This window comes from Devosia sp. (genome assembly GCF_024707125.1).
GTDB lineage: Bacteria > Pseudomonadota > Alphaproteobacteria > Rhizobiales > Devosiaceae > Devosia.
The window spans coordinates 818,663-841,688 of the sequence record NZ_JANQAH010000009.1 but is presented as its reverse complement, the minus strand read 5'-3'; the positions used below and the strand labels follow the sequence as shown (position 1 = coordinate 841,688).

The following is a 23,026-nucleotide window of genomic DNA, read 5'->3' as shown; positions in this document are numbered from 1 at the left end:
TCGGGCCTGTTCGGGCTGGACAGGTCACCAATTCGCTACCGAACGACAATTCGGGGCCCGTTGATTCTGCCACCAACAGGCGCAAACGAAAACTCCCCAGCCATGGGCCGGGGAGTAATGTGATCGACAGGGGTCAAAAATCAGAATTCGGACCAGTCGTCGGCTTTCACCGCGGCATTGCCGTGGCTGAGATAGGCTGACGCTGCCTGCTTGACCTTGCCCTGCAGCGCCTTGATGCCATTGGGGCGGGCGGCGGGGGCGGGCTTGGCTGCAACGGCCGCGCGGGCGGCGCGCGACGAGTCGATGGTAAAGACATCGACGATCTGGTCGAGTTCGGTCGCCTGGGCCTCGGTCTGCTCGATGGCCGCATTCACCTCTTCCACCAGCGCCGCATTGTGCTGGGTCATTTCATCCATCTGGCGGACCGCGGTGTTGACCTCGTCAATGGACGATGCCTGTTCGCGGCTGGCCCCGGCGATGTCGTCGAGGAGCGCACTATTGGCACGCACCGCTTCGAGCATGGCCGAAAGTTTATCGGCGGCGCTGGCGACTAGTTTCGAACCGGTGCCAACTTCCTGGGCGCTCTGCTCGATGAGCAGTTTTACGTCCGAAGATGCGGTTGCGGCGGACTGGGCGAGGCGACGCACTTCCACGGCGACCACGGCAAAGCCCTTGCCCGCTTCGCCGGCACGCGCGGCTTCCACCGAAGCGTTGAGCGCGAGCAGATTGGTCTGGAAGGCGATGTCGTCGATCATGCCGATGATATTGGAGATCTTGGCCGAGGACTGGGTGATCCGTTCCATGGCCTGATTGGCTTCGCTCATGACACGGCCGCCATCTTCGGCCACCAGCGACACGGCATTGGCCTTCTGGCTGGCATCAGCGGCCTTCTTGGCGTTTTCCGTCACCGTCTGGGCGAGCTGCTCCATGGTGGCCGAGGTTTCTTCGATCGTCGCTGCCTGGCGCGTGGTGCGCTCGGAGAGATCATTGGCGCCCGAGAGGATTTCGCTCGTTGCCGATTTGAGCGTACCCGAAGTACCGCGCAGCTGACCGACAATGGAAGTCAGCTTGTCGGCCACTTCGTTGACGTCGGACTGGAGCTTGGCAAAGGCGCCGCGATGCTGGCCTTCCATGCGACGGGTGAGATCGGTATTGGCGAGGGCCGAGAGCACCGTGCCGGTTTCATCAAGGCCACGATCGACGCTGTCGACGAGGTTGTTGACGGATTTGGCCAGACCATTGAGCTCGGCATCGGGGAAGGTTGCCGGGACGCGCTTGGAAAAATCGCCATCGATGGCCGAATCCACCACGTCGCCAAAGGCGCGCTGCAGCTCCACCATCATCTTCTGCCGCTCTTCCGAGTCGCGAATGATGCGGGCGGCTTCAGCCTCGGTCATTTCGGCGACCTTCAGGCCATTCTCGCGGAAGACTTCCACAGCGCGCGCCATGGCACCGATTTCGTCCGTGCGGTTGGCCCCGACGACTTCGGTATCGAACTGGCCATCGGCCACCTTGTCCATGACGTCGGTGAGGCGGGCGATCGGATTGGTGATGGTGCGGGCAATAAGGAAGGCGACGCCGGAAACGACCAGGGCGACGACGAGAGCGATCAGCCCGGTTTCGATCAGGCTGCGCTGGGCGGCAGCGCGCAGATCATCGATATAGACGCCGGTGCCGACGACCCAGCCCCAGGGCTCGAACAGTTTTACATAGGTGCGCTTGTCGACCGGGTCGGTGTCGGGAGTGCGGGCCCACTTGTATTCGATGAAGCCCGAACCGTTCTTCTTGGCGATCTCGATCATCTCGGCGACGAATTTCTTGCCGGTGGGATCAGCCATTTCCGACTGGTCCATACCGACCATTTCGGGTTTGACGCCATGCATCAGCATGATCGCGTCCATGCCGTTGATGAACATATATTCGTTGCCGCGATAGCGCAGGCTTTGCAGGGCGCTGATGGCACCGGCCTTGGCGACGTCCTCGGTGAACTCACCGGCCTGGGCGCGCTTGTAGAAACCATCGACGATGGAGACGGCGGAATCGGTGATGGATTGGAGTTCGGCGGCGCGCAGCTGGTCACGCGTTGAATTGATCTGCTGCATGTTCATCCAGCCCATCACGGCCAGCGACACGACAGCGAGGCCGACCAGCAAATAGATGCGGCCCGCGATGTTGAGTTTAAACATTCCTATGCCTTCTCACACCTTCTGGTGTGTCGTTATCCGTGACGCTCACGCGCGGGGATAAAGGCAAGCAGAACCGGGACGCGGTTTCTCCGCGCCGTGTCCGAACCGATGTGCCCCCGCACTTTTCGAGCTGTGGCCGTCCATCCACGTCTCGCCTTCAGTAAGCACAAACAGGGTAAAAATTCCGCTACCGGGCAAAACGAAAGGGGCCCGATGGGCCCCTTTGCAGCATGATGTCTAGCTGAGATCAGAATTCTGACCAGTCTTCCTTAAGGGCGGCATTGCCCTGGGTGAGATAGGCCGCGGCAGCCGCCTTCACCTTGGGCTGGCTCCGCGTCGGCGCCGGACGGGTAGCAAGGCTGGGGCGGGCGTCGAGGGCGAAGACATCGACGATGCGGTCGAGTTCGCTCGCCTGGTTCTCGGTCTGCTCGATGGCGGCATTGACCTCTTCGACCAGCGCCGCATTGTGCTGGGTCATCTCATCCATCTGGCGGACGGCGGTATTGACCTCGTCGATGGCCGAAGCCTGTTCGCGGCTGGCGCGGGCGATGTCATCGAGCAGCGCAGTATTGGCGCGCAGCGCATCCATCATGGAGGTCAGCTTGCCCGCGGCATCGGCCACGAGTTTTGAACCCGTGCCAACTTCCTGCGCGCTCTGCTCGATCAGCGCCTTGACCTCGGACGAGGCATTGGCAGCCGACTGGGCCAAACGCCGCACTTCCACCGCGACCACGGCAAAGCCCTTGCCCGCTTCACCGGCGCGCGCCGCTTCCACCGAAGCGTTCAAGGCAAGCAGATTGGTCTGGAAGGCGATGTCGTCGATCATGCCGATGATGTTGGAGATCTTCGAGGAGGACTGGGTAATCCGCTCCATCGCCGAGTTGGCCTGTTCCATCACCGCGCCGCCTTCTTCGGCGGAACGCGAGACCAGACCCGCCTTCTGGCTGGCGTCCGCCGCCTTCTTGGCGTTTTCGGTGACCGTTTGAGCCAGCTGCTCCATGGACGCAGAGGTCTCTTCGATGGTCGCCGCCTGGCGCGTGGTGCGCTCGGAGAGATCGTTGGCGCCGGAGAGGATTTCACTGGTCGCGGTTTTCAGCGTGCCCGAAGTGCCGCGCAGCTGGCCGACGATATCGGTGAGCTTGTCGGCCACTGCATTGATGTCGATCTTGAGCTTGCCGAAGGCGCCGCGATGCTCGCCCACCATGCGCTGGGTGAGATCGGTATTGGCAAGGGCCGAGAGCACCGAGCCGGTTTCATTGAGACCATGGTCGACGCTGTCGACGAGGCGATTGACCGAATTGGCGAGGTCGTTGAGCTCGGCATCGGGGAACTGGGCCGGCACGCGATGGGAGAAATTACCCTCGACGGCCGAATTGACCACGTCGCCGAAGGAGCGCTGCAGTTCCACCATCATCTTCTGGCGGGCTTCAGAATCGCGAATGATGCGGGCGGCTTCCGCCTCGGTCATTTCGGCAACCTTCAGGCCGTTTTCGCGGAAGACTTCCACGGCGCGCGCCATTGCGCCGATTTCGTCGCCACGGGCCGTACCATCGATCACCGTGTCATAGGCGCCGTCGGCGACCTGCACCATGGCCTTGTTGAGTTCCACCATGGGCTTGGCGATCGAGCGGGCGATGACAACGCCGACGATCAGGATGGCCACGATGATGGCGAGCGTGATCACGCCGCCTTCAAGCGCGGATTGCCAGAAGATCGCGTCCACCTGATTGAACAGAATGCCCGACGCAATGCTCCAGCCCCAGGGCTCGAAACCCTGCGCATAGGAGACCTTGTCGGCCAGCCCGCCCTCGGGCTTGGTGAAGAGATAGGTCTGGAAGGCCGAGCCATTGGCCTTCACGTTCTCCACCATTTCCTTGATGTAGAGCGTGCCATTGCCATCTTTTTCGATGGCGCGGTCCGAGCCCTGCTTTTCGGGCTTGGTCGGATGCATCAGCATCACGAGGTCATAGGTATCGACGAAGAAATACTCGTTACCCTGATAGCGCATGCCGCGCAGGGTTTCGAGCGCCAGGGACTTGGCCTGATCTTCGCTGAATTCGCCCGCCTGCGAGCGGTCGTAAAAACTCTGAACCGTCGAGACCGCGGTCTGCACCACACTCTGCAATTCGGTGCGTTTGAACTCTTCGAGATTCACGCGCTGATTGTAGAGCTGATAGGAGACGACCCCCATCATGCCGACAGCAAAAATAGCCAGCAGGCCATAGAGCCTGCGCGACAAACTACCCGTAAGCCAATTCAACATTTGGGTTCCCTATTCAATGCACCCAAATCTGACGGCAGACGCTACGGCAGTTCGGTGGTTCTACGAGAGCAAAAATGCGGCTTTGTGATTAATCGGGCGTAAAGGATGCCGGGGCGGCCAACTTATTTTGATGCTTCAAGAAAAAAGGGGCCCGCCGAAGCGAGCCCCCTGGTCTGCAACCGGCCCCTGGGGCCGGAAAATCAGTAGCGGTATTCGTTCGACTTGAACGGGCCGTTTTCGCTGACCCCGATATAGTCGGCCTGGGTCTTGCTCAGCTTGGTGAGCTTGGCGCCGAGTTTGGCGAGGTGCAGTTCGGCGACCTTTTCGTCGAGGTGCTTGGGCAGCACATGCACCTTCTTTTCGAGCTTTTCGCCATTGGTCCAGAGTTCGATCTGGGCCAGCGTCTGGTTCGAGAAGGAAGCGGACATGACAAAGCTCGGGTGACCCGTGGCATTGCCGAGGTTCACCAGACGCCCTTCGGACAGAAGGATCAGGCGCTTGCCGTTGGGCTGCTCGATGAGGTCAACCTGCGGCTTCACATTGGTCCACTTGAAGTTGCGCAGGCCCAGAACGTCGATCTCGTTGTCGAAGTGGCCGATATTGCAGACGATGGCCATGTCCTTGAGGTTGCGCATGTCGTCGACCATCAGCACGTCGCGGTTGCCGGTGGCAGTGACGACGATGTCGGCGCGGTGTGCGGCTTCTTCGAGGGTCACGACCTCAAAGCCTTCCATCGCGGCCTGGAGAGCGCAGATCGGATCGACTTCAGTGACGAGCACGCGGGCGCCGGCGCCGCGCAGGGATTCGGCCGAGCCCTTGCCCACATCGCCATAGCCGCAAACGATGGCGACCTTGCCGGCCAGCATCACGTCGGTGCCGCGACGGATGGCGTCGACGAGCGATTCACGGGTGCCGTACTTGTTGTCGAACTTGGACTTGGTGACCGAGTCATTGACGTTGATGGCCGGGAACGGCAGCTCGCCCTTGGCGTGCAGCTGATAGAGGCGCATCACGCCCGTGGTGGTTTCTTCCGAAACGCCGCGGATCGCATCCTTGATCTTGGTGAAGAAGCCGGGAGTCTTTTCGAGACGGCGCTTGATGGTGGCGAAGAAGATTTCCTCTTCCTCATTGCCGGGCTTGGCGAGGACGGAGATGTCCTTCTCGGCCTTGGCGCCATTGAGGATGTACATGGTGGCATCGCCGCCATCATCGAGGATCATGTTGGGGGTGAGGCCATTGCCCCAGTCCATCATGCGATCGGTGAAGTCCCAGTATTCTTCCAGCGTCTCACCCTTGTGGGCAAAGACCGGGATGCCGGCGGCAGCGATGGCGGCAGCGGCGTGGTCCTGGGTCGAGAAGATATTGCACGAGACCCAGCGCACTTCGGCGCCGAGCGCGACCAGCGTCTCGATCAGGACGGCGGTCTGGATGGTCATGTGCAGCGAGCCGGCGATGCGGGCGCCCTTGAGGGGCTGGGCCGCGGCATATTCCTCGCGGATTGCCATCAGGCCCGGCATTTCGATCTCGGCGATCTGGATTTCCTTGCGGCCGAAATCGGCCAGCGAAATGTCCCTAACCGCGTAATCGGTCGTCTGACGAGTCATGCTCGGTCTCCGGAAGAATTTTGGTTGGTCCTCCTATACGCAAGAGACCCGCCGCATTCAACCGGGGATATAAAGGTATGTTTATGTCTTATGAACGGTAGTAGAGGCGCCGGCGGCGGAAAGGCAGCGCGCAGAAGCGGACAAGCCCGGACACAACCAGATAGCCGGCCGCGGCATAAAACAGCCCTTCCATGGTAACGGGTACGGCCGGCTGGTAGTTTTCGAGCGTCCTTCGGCCGATATCGGTGTCGAGGAAAGACGGCAGGTTCTTGAACCGCTCCAGCGGATCGGCGCCCTGGACCTTCTGCAGCGTCGCGCTCAACTGGTCATAGCGCACAAAGGTGCGCTCCATGCTCTCGCCGCGATCGGCGAGGAAGGTGTCGCTGGAGCTCTGATAGCGGTCGAGCGCGCCATCCCGGTCGAGCCCCGCCTCTTGGGCTGCATTGTCAAAATCCGCGGTCACAACACGCAGTTCGTCCACCGCCCCGCCGAGGCGCTGGGTATATTGCTGCGCATATTCAGGAAACTGGCTCAGCATCACCGCCAGCCCGACCCCACCGACACTGGCCAGCATGCGCCGCATGTTTTCATCCCTCTCCTGCCGCACGGGAGCAGTGTGCCCGAGCCGCTATTCGGCGGCAACCTGCCGCCTGGCCGTGTCAGAAACGGGGCGATGGGCCGTCTTGATCCAATCAAAGGGTTTTAGGGTTAAATCAACCAGCGCCCGCAGCGTCGCCCAGGCCGCTGCGATCCAATAGACCGGCAGCAACAATTGCCAGGGGAGGAGCCGCATCTGCCCGGTGCGGATGAGACCCACGATGTGGATGGCAAAGGCGATGCCATAGCCGAGCGCCAGGACCGAAAGGCAGCTTGCCGCCCATAGGTCGAGCCGCAGCAGTTCGCCACGGCCGATGACGAGGGCGAAAAGGCAGGTGAGCAGAAAGCCGGTATGCAGAAGCGGCGACAGGATCATCCCAAAAACCACGATCTCGAACACCAGAAAGCGCCACCAGCCCAGATCCCGGATCAACTGGCGGGGGTGACGATTGTGGACGAGCAGGGTCTGCATCCAGCCCTTCATCCAGCGTCGCCTTTGCCCCATCCAGACGCGCAGCGATTCCGGGGCATCCTCGTAGGTCGCCGAACTGCTGGTGCCGCAGCTGAGCCGCCGCCGCGCCAACCGAACGCCAAGATCAGCATCCTCGGTGACATTGTACGCGTCCCAGCCCCCAATGGCGCGAAGGCTCGCGAGCCTGAAATGGTTCGAGGTTCCGCCCAGGGGCATCACCATGCCCCAGCGCCCCAGGGCCGGCAGGAAGACGGAAAAGAGCGCGGCATATTCGCCGGCAAAGAGCGCCGGCAGGGCCCCCTTCCGGCCATTGGCGATCACCAGTCGCGCCTGAATGCAATGAAGGTGCGGCGCGCGGCGGAACTGGTTGACGACCTGCCGCAATTGCCCCGGTTCCGGGCGGTCTTCGGCGTCGAAAACCACGACGAACTCGCCCCGGCAGAAGGGCAGCGCGAAATCGAGCGCCTTGGGCTTGGTCAGCGGCAAGGCATGGGGCACTTCCACGAGCGAAAAGCGTGCATCGCCCAGGTGCCGGCGCACCCCCGCCACGGTCTTGGGCGAGCGCTGTTCGACCACGAAGATGATATCGAGCCGGTGGGCGGGATAATCGAGTGCCAGAAGACCTCGACACAGCTGGTCGACCATGTCGGCCTCGTCGCGGAGCGGCACCAGCACCGAATAGAGCGGCAGGTCCTGCGGATCGACCCGCGCCTCGGGCGCCGTGGCGCGATTGGGGGTGAAGAGGGACGCAAGGCGAATGAGCGCGGGCAGCAGCATCACCGCGGCCCAGGCCGGCATCGCCCAGGCAGAGGCGAGATAGGGCAAGGCAAGCAGCGTCGCGACGAGGGCCAGCACCAGCGCGCCAAAGGCGAGACGCACGCCCAGCGTCAGTTCAAGACTGGCCGTGGCACTCGGCCAATGACGCACGAGCCCCTGCCGCGCCGCAACAAGCAGATCGGGCGCGGCTTCGGCCGCGAGATATTGGCGCAAGGCGGCGCCCGGCACGATACAGAGCCGCCGGGTCAGCGATGGATCGGTGTCGTGGAGTGCACCGAGCCGCATGAGCCCGTTGAAGTCGGGCGCGGCATAGGCCACTTCCTCGCCCAGCGTCGTCGCCCGCACGAAATGCACATCGGCGAGACGCTCGATCCGCAAGGGTCCGGCCGAACCGCTGCCGGCCGGAATGACGTCGAAAAAGGTCAGCCCGAACGCCGTGGCGCCACGCTCGAGCGCCGTACTGATATCGATATTGAGGGAAAAGGCCGCGTGGAGGAGCGGGTCGACTTCGGTCAGCAGCGCTTCCTCAAGCAGGCGCCTTGCCACTGCCTCGTCGCCGTCCGTCCCGACAATGGCCCGCATGAGCCTGAAGGCGCGCGGCATGGCGCACCGTCAGGCCGTCAGGGCCTCGCCTTGCCCTCGTCGCAGCGCAGAGGCCGGGATGAGCGCATGGCTCATCCCGGTGGCCCGCCGCACATTGTAGAGGGCCTGCTCGGAAACCTCGATCCAGGCGGCGACAGTGGCCTTGCCGTCGACCAGGACTGGTGCTCCGAGCGGGGTAATCCTCCAGCCCACGCTGGTGCCGTGCTCCACCATGGACAGAGAGGAAACGAAAGTGATGAAGGTAAAGCCCTCCGCGAGGGCATATTCCATCATCGCGCAGAAAAGGGCTGCAGACTCGGGTGCGCGCCGCCGGCCTTCGCGTCGATCTGGACGAACATAAAAGCGCGTCCAATCGGCCCCAAGCGAAGGGTCGGCAGGGAGGTCTCCAAGCACAAGCCCGTGAAACACTGTCTGCAGCAAGTTTGGTCTGTTGAGCGGGGTGATACGCGAGCCGCCAACAAGTTCTTCGCCATCGGTGACGAGGATGTGGGTTGCGTCCGCATTGTCGAAATCATCGATGTCGCGCCCATCGGGCCGACGCAAGTCATTCCACCCCTGAAGATCAACGAAAATCTTGTGACGCAGGCGATAGTTCTCCTCGAGAAGCCGAGGATTGTCACCGCTAACCGGCGCGCGGATGATATGCACTTGCATTCCCTTGCCCCCAAGTTGCCTGCATCGTTGCAGAGCATTTGGCACGGTGGTCACGCGGCTGAAAATCGGCAAATCTCCCAATAGCCAGGAGGCCGTTTCCGGCGAAAATACGCGGCTTTTTTCTAAAATTTGAGTCGGCGCGCGACGCGCAAAGGTGCCCTGCAACCAGGCCAGGCAAAGGCTTTGATTGAGCGCTGAAAGAGTCCCACTCTCGATTGTCACCCCAGCGAAGGCCGGTGTGTGATGAGGTGCCCGTGTCAAACGGGATTCAGCAAGAGGAAAAGCGCTAGAGAACGATCAGCTTCTGGCGGATGGCCTCGACCACGGTGTGGAGGCGATTATTGGTGCCGAGCCGCCTTTGGGCGTTTTCGCAATGCTGATTGACGGTCCTGAAACTGAGGCCGGTGATATCTGCGATTTCCGAGGCCGTCTTGCCCACCGCGACCCATTTGAGCACCTCGGCTTCGCGCGGGGTGATGAGCCGCCGGACGGGTGTGCGGTCCATGGTATTGAGGAAGCGCAGCCGCCCATGGGCATAGAGCGCCAGCATGTGCAGTTCCAAGCGCTGCTTTTCGTCGAGCCAGTCGGTTCGGCCGACCAGCGAGACGACACCCTGCATGCCGCCTTCGAGATGGACCGGCACGCAGAGGCCTTCATCCATGCCGAAGTCGCGCGCTTCATCCATCACCCGCCGCGCCGAAAAATCCTCGGCGCGATCATAGGGCGCCGCGGACCAATCGAAGGGCAATGTGGTTGCAAAGCAGTTCCGCGCCACGGGGTCGACATCGACATAGCCAAGATTGGTATAGCGCCGGTACCACTCGTCGTCCCAGCCCGAGAGCAGCACGAAGGGGCGCACATCCATGCCGCGATCGGGGAGGCCGGAAATGATGAAACGTTCGAAGCCATACTTACGGATGGCGTCGAGCACTACCGCATGAATGCCGTGCTGGCTTTCCTGGTTCTGCAGGGCTTCGATCGTCAACATCAAGTCGACATTCATTTGGATGCAGCTCCCCCTGCTGACCCTTATGAGCGCAATTTTGCCGAGGCCCGAAAAAAATTCAAGTCAGGCGCCGAAGAATAGACGACAAATATCTTTTCGGCGCCTGAAAGGTTTAGTGCTTCACCTGAAATTGGTGCGGGTTGAACCGATAGGCGGACGAGCAGAACTCGCAGACGACTTCGATCTCGCCATTGACCGCCATATCCTCGCGCTCTTCGTCGGAGAAATTATTGGCGAGCATTTCCTCGATCCGGTCGGCCGAGCAGGTGCAGCGCTCTTCGAGTGGCAGCGCCGGGAACACGCGCACGCCGGTCTCGTGATAGAGCCGGAACAGCAGGCGCTCGGGCGAGACTTCGGGATCGGCCAGTTCCACATCGGCGACAGTCGCCAGCATGGAGCGGGCTTCGGCCCAGCCGTCCGCTTCCTTGAAGTTGGGGTCGGTGTTCTCGAAATTGCCGTCGCCCGGCAGATCGGCCATGCGCACGAGGCCACCTTCGGGCAGATGCTGGATCAGCATGCCGCCGGCGCGCCAGCGCGGACGATGGTCACCCCGCACCGACATCTGCGCCACGGCGAGGCGCACCTGGGTGGGGATCTGTTCGGACTGCAGGAAATAGGTATGGGCGACCTCTTCGAGGCTATGGCCGTCGAGTGCCACGATCCCCTGATAGCGCTCGGTATGGGCACCCTGGTCGATGGTCATGGCCAGGTGGCCCTTGCCGAGCAGTTCGGCAGGGCTCGTGCGGCCAGCTTCGGCCGCCTTGACCACCATGTCATGATCGAAGCGGGCATAGCCGCGCATGCCGTCGGGCGCGTCGAAATCGACAACGATCAGATTGACCGGACCATCGGTCTGGGTCTGCAGGATCAGCCGGCCTTCGAATTTCAGCGACGAACCGATGAGCGCGGTCAGCACCACGGCTTCACCGAGGAGGCGCGCGACCGGGGCGGGATAATTGTGGCGCGAGAGGATAGCGTCGAGCGAAGCGCCCAGATGCAGGATGCGGCCGCGGGTATCGAGCTTTTCAAGAGTGAAGGGCACCACGGCATCATCGCCGGTTTCAGGGCGATCAAGGCCCATGGCGGAAAGGAAGCTGTCAGTCATGGTCGTCGGTTCCGTGGTCATTCTATAGGCTTTCGAATGAGGCTACGCCCCGGGAGCGAAACGCGCCACATGTCAAAATCAACAACGGCGTCATTCCCGCGAAAGCGGGAATCTCCCTCTCGACAAAAGCGAGATCCCCGCTTCCGCGGGGATGACACTGTGGGTGACTGCAAGCGGCGGCGCGAAAACGCGCCTAGTTCGTTTCAACCCCGAAGGCCCAGCACAAAATGGCTTTCTGGGCATGGAGGCGATTTTCGGCCTCGTCGAACACTACCGACTGGGGACCATCGATCACTTCGTCGGTCACCTCGTCGCCGCGATGGGCGGGCAGGCAGTGCATGAACAGGGCGTCCTTATTCGCCAAGCTCATCAAATTGGTGTTCACCTGATAGGGTTTCAAGACCCGGCGGCGCTCGGCGGCATCGACGTCACCCATGGACACCCAGGTGTCGGTGATGACGAGATCGGCGCCTTCGACGGCTTCGCGCGGATCCTCGATCAGCTTGGCATATTTGCCGGCCCGGGTGATGTCCTGCATCAGGTCCTTTTCCGGGCTATATTCGTCGGGGGTCGCGATGGTCAGCTCGCATTCGAAGAGCTCGGCCGCATTCACCCAGGAGTGCAGGACATTGTTGCTGTCGCCCACCCAGGCAATCTTGGCGCCGCGGATATCGCCGCGATGCTCTTCAAAGGTCATGAGATCGGCCATGATCTGGCACGGATGCGCCCGACGCGTCAGGCCGTTAATGACAGGCACGGTCGCCGCTTCGGACAGTTCCAGCAGATCAGCATGGGAAAGAATGCGGATCATGATGGCGTCGACATAGCGGCTCATCACCTTGGCCGTATCGGCCAGGGTTTCTTCGCGCGAAAGCTGCATTTCCTGGCCGGAGAGCATGATGGTCTCGCCACCGAGCTGGCGCATGCCGACATCGAAGGACACACGGGTACGGGTGGACTGACGTTCAAAGATCATGGCGAGCACCTTGTCCTTGAGGAGCTGTGGCCGATCGCCGTCCTTGAGGCGAGCTTTCAGCGCACCCGCCTGATTGAGCATGCCGCGCAGTTCGGCATAGGAAAGATCGTCGATAGAAAGAAAATGCCTGGGGGTACCGGTCGATGACATGGGCCGGGTTCCTTTTGTGACGCTTATGAAATTGGGGCGGCCGCAGCCGCGGGTTTGCACTCTGCCCTAGTTAGGCGGAGGGAACAAACCGCGTCGGCGACGCCCAAAATGATAAAACGTCAACATGACGATCAGCTCGCCGCCGGCGCCGCAGCCGCTTCCGCCTCGATGGCGTCGAAGGCAGCCGAGATCTTTGCCATGGCCAGTTCGATATCGGCCTCCGAAACGATCAGCGGCGGCAGGAGACGCAGCACATTGTCGCCTGCCCCGATGCAGAGGAACTGATGATCGTCACGCAGGCGCGTGACCATGTCGCGCACCGGGGTCGAGAGCTTGATGCCCGAGAGCAGGCCCTTGCCGCGCAGTTCCAGCACATAGTCCGGATATTTTTGTGCGAGCTGCTGCAGGTGCCAGGAGAGGCGCTGGCCCATGGCGTTGACATTGTCGATGAAGCCCGGCGCCAGAACGCGGTCGAGCACGGCATTGCCCACGGCCGTCGCCAGGGGATTGCCACCATAAGTGGAGCCATGCGTGCCCGGCACCATGGAGGCCGCGACATCGCCCTTGGCAAGGCAGGCGCCAAGCGGGAAGCCGCCGCCAATAGCCTTTGCCACAGCGACGATATCGGGCGTGATGCCAGACCATTCATAGGCAAAGAAGCGACCGGTCCGACCAAAGCCGCACTGCACTTCGTCGAGAATGAGCAGCATGTCATTGTCGTCGCAGAGCTTGCGCAGACCCTGCATGAATTCGCTCGACATGGCGGTGACCCCGCCCTCGCCCTGCACGGGCTCGATAAGGATGGCGCAGGTTTCGGGCGTGATCAGCGCCTTGACGCTGTCGAGATCGCCGGGCCTGGCATGCTTGAAGCCGGGGGCCGGAGGCCCAAAACCTTCGAGATAGTCGGGATTGCCGCCGGCCGCGATGGTGCCGAGCGTCCGGCCATGGAAGGAACCGGAGAAAGCGATGACTTCGTAGCGGTTGCCCTGGCCCTTGGCCCAGAAATAGTGACGCGCCGTCTTGATAGCGCATTCGATGGCTTCGGCGCCCGAATTGGTAAAGAAGACCGCGTCGGCAAAGGTGGCATCCACCAGCCGCTGGCCCAGCCGTTCCTGCTCGGGAATAGTAAAGGTGTTGGCCGTGTGCCAGACCTTGTCTGCGGCAGCCTTGAGCGCGCTCACCAGATGCGCGTCGCCGTGGCCAAGCGCGTTCACCGCCACGCCCGAGTGAAAGTCGAGATATTCGCGTCCATGCTGGTCAAAAAGGCGCATGCCTTCGCCGCGCTCGAACGAAACTTCGGAACGGGCGTAGGTGGCATAGAGCGCAGACATGGATTTCTCCCCTTTCAGGTTCGGGAGGTGGGATAAAAAGCGTGGCAAACCTGCCACACAAATCAAAAACGCGCCCCTCAGGCAGCGCGTTTGGTGGGAAGAAATAGGCGGTTTTTACCCGTCAAGTCAACGCTCTCGGGCCCAAGTGCCTGATTTGACTCAAGGAATGTTAGCGCAAAATTAACCACTGATTTTTGGGGGGAAAATGCCCCCGACTCTTGATCCCGATTCCTGCGATGTCGTAGTGTCTAACTCGTTGGGGAACACGAGATATCGTGTGGCGGACCCACTCAGCATACGAGCTGTAGAGTCGAAAAGGCTGCCAGGCCACTTTGGCGGCATGAGAGAGGATTCTAAGTTGACGATGGTTACCGGAACGCAGCCCAATGGTTGGACCGACGAGCGTGTCGAGCTTCTGAAGAAGCTTTGGATGGAAGGTCTCAGCGCCAGCCAGATCGCCGGCGAACTGGGCGAAGGCGTCACCCGCAATGCCGTCATCGGCAAGGTGCACCGCCTCAAACTTTCGGCCCGCGCCAAGCCCACCAATACCACACCGCGCGCCCGGCCCGCGCCGCGCCAGGCGCCGCGCCGTCCGTCCGGCCCCAGCATTTCTGCCGGTGTCAGCTCGATGGCAGCCGCCGCCAAGCCGCGCCCGCAGGTCATGCAGCGTCCGCAGGTGATGGGCGCCACCGCCCTTGCCATGTCGCCGCAGATCGAAGCCGAGCTCTATGTCGCCCCGGCGAGCCAAGAGCTCTTCATTCCCGAAGACAAGCGCCTCAGCCTGCTGCAGCTCAACGAGCACACCTGCAAGTGGCCGATCGGCGACCCGCTCTCAAAAGATTTTTATTTCTGCGGCCAGCACAGCCTCGAGACCGGTCCCTATTGCGATTTCCACTCGCGCCGGGCCTATCACCAGCTCGACAAGAAGAAGCGCTGAGTTTTTCGGCAGCTTTCAAAAACCCAAGGGCGCCCGCGAGGCGCCCTTTTTGTTTGGCCAGTCTAGAGGGCTTGGCGCTTCGACTGAGCCACGATGACTTCCCTTCCACCGGCTGTCATCCCGGCGAAGGCCGGGATCCATCTTGAGATTTCAGGATGGGCCCCGGCCTTCGCCGGGGTAACTACCGAGGGTAGGGACAGTTCAAATTGGAAGTAAACGTTAGTGTGCCGACGCCCGACTATTGGGATCGCGCCCGACCACCACCGGCAGACCATGCCTTTGGGCAATGACGCGCCGTCCCAGATGCGTCAGCTTCAGGCCCTTCGGAGTGATGACCGCAAGACCGTGGAAACAAAGCCCGCGCAGGATCGACCACTCAACGTCCTTTTGCACGTCCGCCGTCATGGCCAGCATGACGATATGCTCGGGCATCGTCAGTTGCGTCCACCGGATCGGCTCCGCCTTCTGAAAGAGGGCCACTTTTTCCTCCACAACAGCGCCAGGTGTTTCCCCAACGTGCGGGCCGCGAAGGTGGTTGCGCGCATTTGCGTTTCCTGCTGCCGATCAGGCGAGCCAAAAAAGAAGGGCGCCCTGAGGGCGCCCTTTCCATTGCCTGATATCGACCAACCTGCGTCAGGCGGCCGACAGAACCAGCGAGCAGTTGATGCCGCCAAAGGCGAAGGAATTGCTGATGCCGATCTTGCCGGAAATCGGCTGGGCCTTGTTCGGCACGCAATTGATCGCATGCATGGCCGGGTCCGGCTCCAGGAAATTGATCGTCGGCGGGGCAATGCCCTCGTTGAGCGCCTTGACCGTCACGATAGCCTCGATGACACCCGCCGCCCCGATCAGATGACCATGGATCGGCTTGGTGGACGACACGGCAAGATTGCTCATGCCATCGCCGAAAACGCGGGTCAGCGCCTCGGCTTCGGCCACGTCGTTGGCGATCGTGCCGGTGCCATGCGCGTTGCAATAGGCGATCTCGGATGGCGAGACGCCCGCATCCTCAAGGGCCCGGCTGATCGCGGCGGACGAGCGGACCGGATCGGCGCGCAACAGGTCCTTGGCATCGCTCGTCGTACCATAGCCGCGCAGCATGCCCACGATGGGTGCTCCCCGCTCCTGGGCCAGATCGAGACGCTCAAGCACCATGACGCCGGCGCCTTCGCCCATCATCATGCCATCGCGACCCTTGGAGAAGGGACGTTGTGCCGTTGGCGTGAGCACGCGCAGCATTTCCCAGGCCAGCATGGAAGAGGGAATGACCATGGCTTCCGAGCCGCCCACAATGGCGCGGTCGACAATGCCGGCACGGATCAGTTGCAGACCAAGGCCAATGGCCTGAGCCGAAGACGAGCAAGCGCCGGCCGTCGCCAGCAGCGTGCCGGTAATGCCAAAAGCCATGGCGACCTGACAGGCGGCCGCATTGGGCATGATCTTTGGGATCGCCATCGGGTCGCCGCGCGTGCCCGAGGTGAACGAGCCATACATCGAAGCCGTGGTTTCGATACCGCCAATGCCGGTGCCAATGATCAGCGCAACCCGGTCGCCCCATTCGCGAGGCTCTGCCCCGGCAGCCTCGATGGCTTCCTTGGCGGCAACGATGGCAAGGGCGGAAAACCGGTCGAGCGTCCGGGCCTGGTTGGGCGTAAAATGGTCCGCCATGTCGAAGGGCGCACGCGCCGCAATTTTCACATGGCTGCGGGCGAACTCATCTCCCTCGAGCCGGGAAACCTTGGGGTCGCCATCGCGCGCGGCCTGCCAGAGCGCATCAACGCCCAGACCTGCCGCCGTCACACACCCCATGCCAGTAATGGCGACCTGTACGCTCACTGCGCTGCGCCTCCGGCGGCGGCCTTGGGCGCCATGGCGGCCGATGCCGGCTCGGCGGTCTTGATGCGCGCCACAAGCAGGTCCAGCAGCTCGGCCAGCGTGTTGACGGTGCTGAGTTCGCCATCGATCGGCAGATAAATGCCGTACTTTTCCTCGATGCCCATGAGCAGCATCACCACATCGAGCGATTCAAAGCCCAACGAACGGAAGCTGGCCTCGGGCACCAGCTTTTCGCGCTCGACGCTGCGTTCGGTCATGATCAGCTGAATGATTTCTTCGCGCAGGACATCGTCCGACGGCAACACGCGGGGGGTAGAAGCGGGGGTACCCGTTTCGCTCATGATAGCTCCTCAAATAAATCCGGCTCAGCCCCAGATGTGGGAACCGTAAATGCCAAGGACTCACGCATATATATCGGTGGCAACAAACACCTCGATCACAATACTGTCGCCGGGTGCGTCCACACGGTCAATAGGCTGGTGACGAAGTTACGGCAAGCAGAACTCGGCGCCCCAGGCCATGAAGGCTTCAGGCATCGCCGTTTCCGGCAAGGACGCCAGAAAACACCTTTTCGGCAAACCGCCGCCCCATAAGCTTATGTGTGACCCCGTCCGGATGCAGCTCATCGGGCAAGGACAGCCGCACATTGTCGTCCGCGCCATAGAGTTCGAGCCCGTCGAGATAGTGGATATTGGGATCGCTGGCCGAGCGTTGCGCCACGATGTCCCGCATCTTCTGGCGTATGGTCACAAGCGTGAGCTTGCCCTTGGCCACCTCTTCCGCATTGCCCTCGGCGCGGAACAGCAGGCGACCCTCCGCCAAGGCAGAAAAATCGAACTGGCCCGGGCCGGGCGTCGCTTCGTGGATCGGGCAATAGACCGGAGACACCACCACCAGCGGCGTTTCGGGATGCCCCTCGCGGATCGTATCGAGAAAGCCATGCAGCGCCGGGCCGAAGGCGCGCATGCGCATCAGGTCGAGATTGACGAGATTGATACCCATCTTGACGCTGATCAGGTCGGCTTTCGTGTCGCGCATAGCGCGCGCGGTAAACGGATCGAGCAGCGCATTGCCGCCAAAGCCCATATTTATGAGGTCAACTTCCCCCAGCGTCGCTGCCACAACCGGCCAAATGCCGGTCGGCGAGGTGGCGTTGGAGCCCTGGCTGATCGAGCTACCATGATGGAGCCAGGTTTTTCGCGCGGGGACGGCCGCAAGATCGGCATCGGCCCGCAAAGCCACCAGCTCTGTCATCTCGTCATGCGGCAGCCAGATTTCGACGAGCTTGTCCCGCCCCGGCAGGTTTTCGAAGCGCAGCAGTTGCACCTCGCCCGGCTCCAAAACCATGGATGGCGGCGCCATGCCGATACGCATCACGCGCCCGCCGAGCGCGCTTCTTTGCTGTGTCAGTTCGCCATCGATCCGCAGATCGTAGACACCATCGGGTCGCGCCGGCATGCCGGTATAGACACGCTTGGTCGGCAGCACGTCCAATTCCACCACGCTTGCGGCCGTCCGGAATTTCAGCCGCACGCCCGAAGGCTGGCGCTCCGCCATGGAGAAGCCGGCGTCCTCATTCTGCTGCCGCGCTTTTGCGGGCAGGCGATGCGGCTGCAGGCCCGTCTCGGTCCGCTCCAGCTCCTGCGCGCCGAAGACCAGATCCGCGGTAATGGCAAAATTCTTCATGTTGTCGTCCAGCTCTTGAGCGTCAGGTCGAGCGCATCGAGCCCGCGCTGCCAGGAGAGATCGGGCTCGGGCTGGCTATGGGCAAAACTGCCGCCGAGTTCGAGCAGCGAAAAGCCGAGAAAGAAGGAGCCAAGCAACCGCACGGCATGCACCTGGTCGGCCTCGGCAAGCCCATAGCCCCGCAAGGCCGCCAGCATCGCACGCGCCAATCGCGCCCCGCCGCTCCCCACAGCCTGCTCCGCCGAAAGCGGAAACCGCGCTGCCTCGAACAGGCCCGGATGCTCCCCGGCAAAATGCCGATGCACCTCGGCCAGCGCCACCAGGGCCTCTTTCCCCGCGCGCCCCGCAACTGCCTCATCGGCCCGGTCCGCCAGCAGGTCCAGCGCCCGCAGAGCCACGCCAGCCTTGAGGTCATCGGAATTGCGCACATGCGAATAAAGGCTTGCGAGCTTTACCTCGAACATCCGCGCCAGTTCCGCCAGCGTCAGCACCGCAAAGCCCTCCCGGTCCGCGAGGTCGCACCCCGCCTCAACCAGCCTTTCCCGTGTCAGTCCAACCCGCGGCATCGCAGTTTCCTAATGATAATAGTTTCTATCCTACTACCATTAGGTTTTGCGGAGTGGCAAGGGACCATCCGGCGATGGAACCTTCAGCGCATGCTGCGATAGCCGCCTGCGACCCCACTGGGCGAGAGCACCAATTGCCAGAGGTTGATTTTTCGGGCGCGGAACATAGCGGCGAAGCTCGACAGGTAGTAGCGCCACATCCGCCGGAAGCGCTCGTCATATTTCTCGCCCTTCAGCGCCGGCCAGGCGGCATCGAAATTGTCGCGCCAGGCCAGCAGTGTCCGGTCATAGTCGGCGCCGAAATTATGCCAGTCCTCCATGACGAAGAGGCCTTCCACGGCCCTGCCGATCTGGGCAATCGAAGGGAGCATGCCATTGGGAAAAATGTATTTTTCGCTCCAGGGGTCGCCATGGGTCGTCGAAAGATTGCCGCCGATGGTGTGGAGCAGGAAAAGCCCATCGGGCTTGAGCAGGCCAGCAGCCTTTTCAAAATAGGCGCGATAGTTCTTGTAGCCCACATGCTCGAACATGCCGATAGAGACGATCCGATCGAACTGCCCGTCGAGCGCCTGATAATCGAGGAGCCTGGTTTCGACCGGAAGCCCCCTGCTCCGTTCATTGGCGAGTGCCGCCTGTTCCCTGCTGACAGTCACGCCAAGCCCGGAAACCCCATATCGCTCAGCCGCGAATTTCAGGAACCCACCCCAGCCCGAGCCGATATCGAGGATATGCATGCCGGGCGCCAGGCCCAGTTTTCGGCAGATGAGGTCGAACTTGGCCTCCTGGGCCGTTTCGAGATCGGTCGCGTCCCGCCAATAGCCGCAGGAATAGACCATGCGACTATCGAGCATGGCAGCATAGAGATCGTTGCCGATGTCATAATGCTTCTCCCCGACCTCGGTGACCCGCAGGCGCTGGAGATTGAGCAGACGCCCCTTGGCAAGGCTCCACATGACGGCCAGGTCCTTGGGGAAGGCGTCCTGGATATTGCCGCTGACAAGGCGGAACAGGAACTCATCGAGCGCCTCCGCGTCCCACCAGCCGTCCATATAGCTTTCGCCCAACCCCAGCGAGCCATCGCGCAGGAGGCGCGCCCATAATCGGTCGTTATGAACCCGCGGCGCCCAAGGTTCGGGGCCGTTGATTTCGATGCCGACGGCATGGAGCCGGCCGGTGACGAAGTGCTTGGCAGAACTGGACATGGCAACACCATAAGGGGTCGGCAATCAGATGAAGGTATCTCCATCGTTGATTGACGATCAAGTCCCGATGCAACCCGTGCAAAATCCGGGTACCCTCTTTGTTCCCAACCCTTTAAAGTCGCCGCCGGACTTAAGGGGAATCGTCTCATGCATTTGCTGCTCGTCGATGGCTCGGGCTATATTTTCCGCGCCTTCCACGCCTTGCCGCCACTCAGCCGCAAGTCCGATGGCCTGCCGGTCGGCTGCGTGCAGGGGTTCTGCAACATGCTGTTCAAGCTAACGCAGGACATGGAAGGCGAGGAAACGCCCACCCACATGGCCGTCATCTTCGACGCCAAGGGCAAGACGTTTCGCGACGATCTCTACCCCGAATACAAGGCCCAGCGCCCGCCCGCGCCCGAAGAACTCGTCCCGCAATTCCCGCTGACCCGCTCGGCCACCCGCGCCTTTTCCATTCCTTCAATCGAAATGGAAGGTTGGGAAGCCGACGACATCATGGCGACCTATGCCGTGATGGCGCGCGATGCCGGCTGGAAGGTGACCATTGCCTCGTCCGACAAGGACCTGATGCAGCTCGTCGAGCCCGACGGCTCCATTCGTCTCCTCGACACCATCCCCCGCCCCGGCCAGCCGCCGCTGCGCTGGATCGGCCCTGATGAAGTCTTCACCAAATTCGGCGTCACGCCCGACAAGGTCATCGACGTGCAGGCGCTTTGCGGCGACAGCGTCGATAACGTGCCCGGCGTCCCCGGCATCGGCGTCAAGACGGCCGCCGAGCTGATCAATACCTATGGCAATCTCGAAACCCTGCTCGAGCGCGCCACCGAGATCAAGCAGAACGCCCGCCGCGAAAAGCTGATCGCCAATGCCGAACTCGCCCGCATCTCGAAAAAGCTGGTGACGCTGGAACAAAAAGTCCCGGTCGAAATCGACCTCGACGGCCTCATCCGCCAGCCCATGGCGCCCTCGGCCCTGTTCCCTTTCCTCAAGGCCATGGAATTCGCTACGATCACCAAGCGCATGGCGGCGCTGCTCGAAGCCAATCCCGATGATTTTGAAGCCGATCCCGAGCTGAAGGCCGGCGCCGAAACCCCGGTGCCCGGCGTGCCGCAAAAGTCGGCCAACCTCTCCGTCGCCAAGGCAAAGCTTGCCGCCAATGTCGTGCCCGGCTCGGGCCCCGCCCGCTTTGCGGCCGAAGAGCATGCACGCATCAAGGCGATCCCGGTCAATTACGACGACTACGAAACCGTCACCACGCTCGAGCGCCTCGCCGCCTGGGTCGCAAAAATCATCGATGTCGGCCTCGTCGCCATCGACACCGAAACCACCGGCCTTGATCCGCAGACCGCCGATCTCGTCGGCATCTGCCTCTCAACGAAAATCGGCGAAGGCTGTTACATCCCCGTCGGCCATGCGCTCGCCGGCGACCTGCTCTCCGGCGGCGGGCTCGTTGAAGGCCAGTTGCCCATTCGCGACGTGCTCGATGCGCTCAAGCCGGTCATCGAAAGCGCGGCGATCCTGAAGATCGGCCAGAACGTCAAGTATGACATGGAGATTTTCTGGCGCTACGGCATCAACATGGCGCCGATCGACGACACCATGCTCATTTCCTATGCGCTCGATGGCCCGCAATATAATGGCCTCGACGTGCTCGCCGACCATTGGCTCAACCACAAGACCATCACCTTTTCCGAGCTGGCCGGCACCGGCAAGGGCCAAAAGACTTTTGACCAGCTCGATATCCCGGCCGCCGCCCGCTATGCCGGCGAGGACGCCGATATCACCCTCAGGCTCTGGCATGTCCTAAAACCGCGCCTTGCCGCGGAAAATGCCACGACGCTCTACGAAACGCTCGAACGGCCCCTGGCCCCGGTGCTCGCCCGCATGGAAGCGCGCGGGATCACCGTCGATCGCCAGATTCTCGCCCGCCTCTCGGGCGATTTCTCCCAGCGCGCCGCCGCCTTCGAGGCGGAGGCCTATGAGCTGGCCGGCCAGAGTTTTAACCTCGGCTCCCCAAAACAGCTGGGCGAAATCCTCTTCGACAAAATGGGCCTCGAAGGCGGCACCAAGACGAAAACCGGTGCCTGGTCGACCGGTGCCGACGTGTTGGAAGACCTGGCGCTCAAGGGCATTCCCCTTGCCCGCACCATTGTCGATTGGCGCCAGCTGACCAAACTCAAGGGCACCTACACCGATGCCCTCCCCACCTATATGAACCAGCGCACCGGCCGCGTGCACACGTCCTATTCGCAGGCCTCCGTGCTCACCGGGCGCCTCTCCTCCAACGATCCGAACCTGCAAAACATTCCGGTCCGCACCAGCGACGGCCGAAAAATCCGCACCGCCTTCGTCGCAGCGCCCGGAAAAACGCTGATCTCGGCCGACTATTCCCAGATCGAGCTGCGCGTCCTCGCCCATATCGCCGATATCCAGGCGCTCAAGGACGCGTTTGAGGAAGGCCTCGACATTCACGCCATGACGGCCTCGGAAATGTTCAACGTGCCGGTGGAAGGCATGCCGAGCGAAGTGCGCCGCCGCGCCAAGGCCATCAACTTCGGCATCATCTACGGCATTTCCGCCTTTGGCCTCGCCAACCAGCTCGGCATCGCCCGCGGCGAAGCCGGCGACTACATCAAAACCTACTTTGAGCGCTTCCCGGGAATCAAAGACTACATGGACGCCCAGAAGGTGAAGGTGAAAGCCGACGGTTTTGTTACCACCATCTTTGGCCGAAAAATCCAGTTCCCCAATGCCAATTCCGGCAATCCCAGCGAACGCAGCTTTGTCGAACGCGCCAGCATCAACGCCCCCATCCAGGGCTCAGCCGCCGACATTATTCGTCGCGCCATGATCCGCATGGAGCCGGAACTGAAGAAGGCTCGCATTGATGCCGACATGCTGCTGCAGGTCCACGACGAACTGATCTTTGAAGTGCCCGAAGGCACAGAAGATCAGGCGATCCCGGTGATCAAGCGGGTGATGGAGGGCGCGGCCGAGCCGGCCGTCCGGCTAACCGTGCCGATCCAGGTGGACGCGCATGCGGCTAAGAATTGGGACGAGGCGCACTAGCGCCTC

18 protein-coding genes are annotated in these 23,026 nt (G+C 62.0%); 2 read left to right on the top strand and 16 right to left on the bottom strand.

All coding sequences use genetic code 11. The features are described 5' to 3' along the window. Positions 1–140: 140 nt before the first annotated feature. The 10 genes from NVV77_RS14140 to NVV77_RS14095 all read right to left on the bottom strand — a co-directional run bounded on the left by NVV77_RS14140 (position 141) and on the right by NVV77_RS14095 (position 13,724). Positions 141–2,186 carry a methyl-accepting chemotaxis protein gene (locus NVV77_RS14140; RefSeq protein ID WP_295414332.1) on the bottom strand — a complete coding sequence of 682 codons (2,046 nt, stop codon included), beginning with the start codon at positions 2,184–2,186 and terminating at the stop codon, positions 141–143. A 247-nt stretch (positions 2,187–2,433) separates the two neighbouring features. Continuing rightward, entirely contained in the window at positions 2,434–4,449 is a 2,016-nt protein-coding gene (locus NVV77_RS14135) for a methyl-accepting chemotaxis protein (RefSeq protein ID WP_295414330.1), read from the bottom strand. Between the two features lie 200 nt (positions 4,450–4,649). Further along, on the bottom strand, positions 4,650–6,053 hold the full coding sequence (gene ahcY, locus NVV77_RS14130) for an adenosylhomocysteinase (protein WP_295414328.1): 1,404 nt from the start codon (positions 6,051–6,053) through the stop codon (positions 4,650–4,652). 88 nt (positions 6,054–6,141) lie between these two features. Next, positions 6,142–6,636, bottom strand: coding sequence for a DUF2937 family protein (locus NVV77_RS14125; RefSeq protein ID WP_295414326.1), 495 nt, complete (start codon positions 6,634–6,636; stop codon positions 6,142–6,144). 45 nt (positions 6,637–6,681) lie between these two features. Further along, positions 6,682–8,502, bottom strand: a complete 1,821-nt coding sequence (locus tag NVV77_RS14120) for a glycosyltransferase family 2 protein (protein WP_295414324.1) — start codon at positions 8,500–8,502, stop codon at positions 6,682–6,684. 9 nt (positions 8,503–8,511) lie between these two features. Then, a complete protein-coding gene (locus tag NVV77_RS14115; RefSeq protein ID WP_295414322.1) occupies positions 8,512–9,378 on the bottom strand; it encodes an acyl-homoserine-lactone synthase in 867 nt (288 codons plus the stop codon). Between the two features lie 64 nt (positions 9,379–9,442). Beyond that, a complete protein-coding gene (locus NVV77_RS14110; protein WP_295414321.1) occupies positions 9,443–10,159 on the bottom strand; it encodes a LuxR family transcriptional regulator in 717 nt (238 codons plus the stop codon). 115 nt (positions 10,160–10,274) lie between these two features. Then, positions 10,275–11,267, bottom strand: a complete 993-nt coding sequence (locus tag NVV77_RS14105; RefSeq protein WP_295414475.1) for an Hsp33 family molecular chaperone — start codon at positions 11,265–11,267, stop codon at positions 10,275–10,277. Positions 11,268–11,460: 193 nt separating this feature from the next. Beyond that, on the bottom strand, positions 11,461–12,393 hold the full coding sequence (argF, locus tag NVV77_RS14100; RefSeq protein ID WP_295414319.1) for an ornithine carbamoyltransferase: 933 nt from the start codon (positions 12,391–12,393) through the stop codon (positions 11,461–11,463). A gap of 131 nt (positions 12,394–12,524) precedes the next feature. After that, positions 12,525–13,724, bottom strand: a complete 1,200-nt coding sequence (locus NVV77_RS14095; RefSeq protein ID WP_295414317.1) for an aspartate aminotransferase family protein — start codon at positions 13,722–13,724, stop codon at positions 12,525–12,527. 364 nt (positions 13,725–14,088) lie between these two features. Between NVV77_RS14095 and NVV77_RS14090 the strand changes: the two genes are divergently transcribed. Further along, positions 14,089–14,661 carry a GcrA family cell cycle regulator gene (locus tag NVV77_RS14090; RefSeq protein ID WP_295414473.1) on the top strand — a complete coding sequence of 191 codons (573 nt, stop codon included), beginning with the start codon at positions 14,089–14,091 and terminating at the stop codon, positions 14,659–14,661. Positions 14,662–14,880: 219 nt separating this feature from the next. On the opposite strand, the gene NVV77_RS14085 is transcribed toward NVV77_RS14090, so the two are convergent. From NVV77_RS14085 to cfa, 6 genes are all read right to left on the bottom strand, one after another. After that, positions 14,881–15,141 carry a hypothetical protein gene (locus NVV77_RS14085; RefSeq protein WP_295414315.1) on the bottom strand — a complete coding sequence of 87 codons (261 nt, stop codon included), beginning with the start codon at positions 15,139–15,141 and terminating at the stop codon, positions 14,881–14,883. A gap of 153 nt (positions 15,142–15,294) precedes the next feature. Further along, entirely contained in the window at positions 15,295–16,497 is a 1,203-nt protein-coding gene (locus tag NVV77_RS14080) for a beta-ketoacyl synthase (RefSeq protein WP_295414313.1), read from the bottom strand. Then, positions 16,494–16,838 carry a phosphopantetheine-binding protein gene (locus NVV77_RS14075; protein WP_295414311.1) on the bottom strand — a complete coding sequence of 115 codons (345 nt, stop codon included), beginning with the start codon at positions 16,836–16,838 and terminating at the stop codon, positions 16,494–16,496. The genes NVV77_RS14080 and NVV77_RS14075 overlap by 4 nt, the downstream gene beginning before the upstream one ends. 187 nt (positions 16,839–17,025) lie before the next feature. After that, the gene (locus tag NVV77_RS14070; RefSeq protein WP_295414309.1) at positions 17,026–18,183 is read right to left on the bottom strand and encodes an SGNH/GDSL hydrolase family protein; all 1,158 of its coding nucleotides are present in this window, start codon (positions 18,181–18,183) and stop codon (positions 17,026–17,028) included. After that, the gene (locus tag NVV77_RS14065) at positions 18,180–18,749 is read right to left on the bottom strand and encodes a TetR/AcrR family transcriptional regulator (RefSeq protein ID WP_295414308.1); all 570 of its coding nucleotides are present in this window, start codon (positions 18,747–18,749) and stop codon (positions 18,180–18,182) included. The genes NVV77_RS14070 and NVV77_RS14065 overlap by 4 nt, the downstream gene beginning before the upstream one ends. Before the next feature lie 83 nt (positions 18,750–18,832). Then, positions 18,833–19,951 carry a cyclopropane fatty acyl phospholipid synthase gene (gene cfa / locus NVV77_RS14060; RefSeq protein WP_295414306.1) on the bottom strand — a complete coding sequence of 373 codons (1,119 nt, stop codon included), beginning with the start codon at positions 19,949–19,951 and terminating at the stop codon, positions 18,833–18,835. A 147-nt stretch (positions 19,952–20,098) separates the two neighbouring features. Between cfa and polA the strand changes: the two genes are divergently transcribed. Further along, positions 20,099–23,020: a DNA polymerase I gene (gene polA, locus NVV77_RS14055; protein ID WP_295414304.1), complete on the top strand. Its 2,922-nt coding sequence runs from the start codon at positions 20,099–20,101 to the stop codon at positions 23,018–23,020. Positions 23,021–23,026: the final 6 nt, after the last annotated feature.

Bases quoted from the DNA above. Each gene is read 5' to 3' on its own strand.
- NVV77_RS14140 (WP_295414332.1), bottom strand. From the start codon at position 2,186: ATGTTTAAACTCAACATCGCGGGCCGCATCTATTTGCTGGTCGGCCTC.
- NVV77_RS14135 (WP_295414330.1), bottom strand. From the start codon at position 4,449: ATGTTGAATTGGCTTACGGGTAGTTTGTCGCGCAGGCTCTATGGCCTG.
- ahcY (WP_295414328.1), bottom strand. From the start codon at position 6,053: ATGACTCGTCAGACGACCGATTACGCGGTTAGGGACATTTCGCTGGCC.
- NVV77_RS14125 (WP_295414326.1), bottom strand. From the start codon at position 6,636: ATGCGGCGCATGCTGGCCAGTGTCGGTGGGGTCGGGCTGGCGGTGATG.
- NVV77_RS14120 (WP_295414324.1), bottom strand. From the start codon at position 8,502: ATGCCGCGCGCCTTCAGGCTCATGCGGGCCATTGTCGGGACGGACGGC.
- NVV77_RS14110 (WP_295414321.1), bottom strand. From the start codon at position 10,159: ATGAATGTCGACTTGATGTTGACGATCGAAGCCCTGCAGAACCAGGAA.
- NVV77_RS14105 (WP_295414475.1), bottom strand. From the start codon at position 11,267: ATGACTGACAGCTTCCTTTCCGCCATGGGCCTTGATCGCCCTGAAACC.
- argF (WP_295414319.1), bottom strand. From the start codon at position 12,393: ATGTCATCGACCGGTACCCCCAGGCATTTTCTTTCTATCGACGATCTT.
- NVV77_RS14095 (WP_295414317.1), bottom strand. From the start codon at position 13,724: ATGTCTGCGCTCTATGCCACCTACGCCCGTTCCGAAGTTTCGTTCGAG.
- NVV77_RS14090 (WP_295414473.1), top strand. From the start codon at position 14,089: ATGGTTACCGGAACGCAGCCCAATGGTTGGACCGACGAGCGTGTCGAG.
- NVV77_RS14075 (WP_295414311.1), bottom strand. From the start codon at position 16,838: ATGAGCGAAACGGGTACCCCCGCTTCTACCCCCCGCGTGTTGCCGTCG.
- NVV77_RS14070 (WP_295414309.1), bottom strand. From the start codon at position 18,183: ATGAAGAATTTTGCCATTACCGCGGATCTGGTCTTCGGCGCGCAGGAG.
- NVV77_RS14065 (WP_295414308.1), bottom strand. From the start codon at position 18,749: ATGCCGCGGGTTGGACTGACACGGGAAAGGCTGGTTGAGGCGGGGTGC.
- cfa (WP_295414306.1), bottom strand. From the start codon at position 19,951: ATGTCCAGTTCTGCCAAGCACTTCGTCACCGGCCGGCTCCATGCCGTC.
- polA (WP_295414304.1), top strand. From the start codon at position 20,099: ATGCATTTGCTGCTCGTCGATGGCTCGGGCTATATTTTCCGCGCCTTC.